Below are 1,817 nucleotides of genomic sequence, written 5' to 3' on the forward strand. Positions count from 1 at the left end.
GCCACCTTCGCCGCCTTCGACGCGGTCTTCACCACGCTGTCGCACGACCTCGGCCGCGCCGCGGCGCGGCAGATGCAGGGCGAGGACATCTGATCCAGCGGCGCCGATGCGGCGCTTGACTCGGCGGCGCGATTCCCGGATAAGCCCGCATCTCGGTCAGCTTTCGGTTGGCCGGGTTTTTCATTGATGACGCTCCGGAAGGGGCGCGCTGTCCGAGGCAAAGCGAAACGCCGGTATCTGCCGGGGCCACAAGACGCGGAACACGAGAAGGATAGACCCATGTTCGCGGTCCTCAAGACAGGCGGCAAGCAATACAAGGTGCAGGCGGGTGACGTGCTGCGCGTTGAGAAGCTGGCGGCCGAAGCTGGCGACAAGATCCAGTTCAACGACATTCTCATGGTCGGCGGCGACGCCCTGACCGTCGGTGCGCCCTTCGTGGCCGGCGCCGCGGTGCAGGCCGAAGTCATCGCCCAGATCAAGGGCGAGAAGGTCATCCACTACGTCAAGCGTCGCCGCAAGCACAGCTCGCAGCGCACCAAGGGCCACCGCCAGCACCTGACGCTGCTGCGCGTGACCGACGTTCTGGCCTCGGGCGCCGAAGCCTCGGGCGTGGCTGCCGCCACCGGCACCGCCGATGCGCGCCGCGCCGCCCACAACGCCGAGGCCGCTCCGGCTGCCGAAGCCTCCGCGAAACCGAAGCGCGCTGCGAAAGCCGCCGCTGCTGCACAGGAGTAACACCCCATGGCACACAAAAAGGCAGGCGGTTCGTCCCGCAACGGCCGCGACTCGGCCGGCCGTCGTCTCGGCGTGAAACTCTACGGTGGCCAGGTCGTGAACCCGGGCAACATCATCGTGCGCCAGCGCGGCACCACCTGGTTCCCGGGCACCGGCGTCGGCATGGGCACCGACCACACGATCTTCGCGGTCGTGGAAGGCAAGGTGGCGTTCAAGAAGGGCTTCAAGGGCCGCACCTTCATTTCGGTTCTCCCGACCGCGGAGGCTGCCGAGTAAGCCGAACCTTTACAGGTTGCTTGTAAACGGGGGATCGGCTGAAAAGCCGGTCCCCTTCGTCGTTCCGGGCTCTGTCGCTTCGCGGCAAGATCGGGCAGCATTGACGTTCAGAGTTGATCGAAGGGCAGGAGGCCCCCAGATCGGGGCTCTTGCGCTTCAGAGGAGGGAAGCCATGACGCTGGATATGATCTCGACGACGACCTCGGCCGCAGGGCCGGCGCAGGGGGTGGGGCGTTTCGTGCTGCGCCCGGTGCGCAAGTCGGACGCCGGGCTCTTCGCGATGTATGCGGGCGACCGCCGGGTGGCCGAGGGCACGCGGGCGATTCCGCATCCGCTGCCGCCGGGGGCCGCCGAGGCTTTCGTGACCCGCGCCATGGCGACCGACCGGACGGAGGATGTCTGGGTGATGGACGGCTCGGCCACCGGGCTGGGCGAGGTGCTGGGAGTCATCTCGCTCAAGCGGATGGACCGCGACCAGTCCGAAATCGGCTACTGGGTGGCGCCGGCCTTCTGGAACGCCGGTTTCGCCTCCGAGGCGGTGCGGGCTCTGATCGCGGCCAATCCGCAGGGCGCCCGAACCATCTTCGCCGAGGTGTTCCAGGACAATCCTGGCTCGGCGCGGGTGCTGACCAACTGCGGCTTCGAATATCTCGGCGATGCCGAGAGCTTCTCGGTCGCGCGCAACTCCCGGGTGCCGACCTGGACCTATATCCGCAAGCTCGGCTGATGCGGGTGCGTGACGCGGTTGCGGGCGATGCCGAAGGGATCGCCCGGATCTACAACGACGCGGTGCTGACGACGACGGC

Annotated in this window: 3 protein-coding genes; all 3 read left to right on the forward strand. The window is 67.7% G+C overall.

The annotated features are described in order from the left end of the window. The first annotated feature begins 279 nt into the window (after positions 1–279). Entirely contained in the window at positions 280–735 is a 456-nt protein-coding gene (gene rplU, locus C5F48_RS23480) for a 50S ribosomal protein L21 (protein ID WP_107666088.1), read from the forward strand. A 6-nt stretch (positions 736–741) separates the two neighbouring features. Continuing rightward, positions 742–1,011 (forward strand): 50S ribosomal protein L27, encoded by a 270-nt coding sequence (rpmA, locus tag C5F48_RS23485; protein WP_107666089.1) that lies wholly within the window; start codon positions 742–744, stop codon positions 1,009–1,011. Between the two features lie 172 nt (positions 1,012–1,183). Next, on the forward strand, positions 1,184–1,738 hold the full coding sequence (locus C5F48_RS23490) for a GNAT family N-acetyltransferase (protein WP_107666090.1): 555 nt from the start codon (positions 1,184–1,186) through the stop codon (positions 1,736–1,738). The last annotated feature ends 79 nt before the right edge of the window (positions 1,739–1,817 follow it).

The sequence above is a fragment of the Cereibacter changlensis JA139 genome, assembly GCF_003034985.1.
In the GTDB taxonomy this organism is placed as follows: Bacteria; Pseudomonadota; Alphaproteobacteria; order Rhodobacterales; family Rhodobacteraceae; genus Cereibacter; species Cereibacter changlensis.

Bases quoted from the DNA above. Each gene is read 5' to 3' on its own strand.
- rplU (WP_107666088.1), top strand. From the start codon at position 280: ATGTTCGCGGTCCTCAAGACAGGCGGCAAGCAATACAAGGTGCAGGCG.
- rpmA (WP_107666089.1), top strand. From the start codon at position 742: ATGGCACACAAAAAGGCAGGCGGTTCGTCCCGCAACGGCCGCGACTCG.
- C5F48_RS23490 (WP_107666090.1), top strand. From the start codon at position 1,184: ATGACGCTGGATATGATCTCGACGACGACCTCGGCCGCAGGGCCGGCG.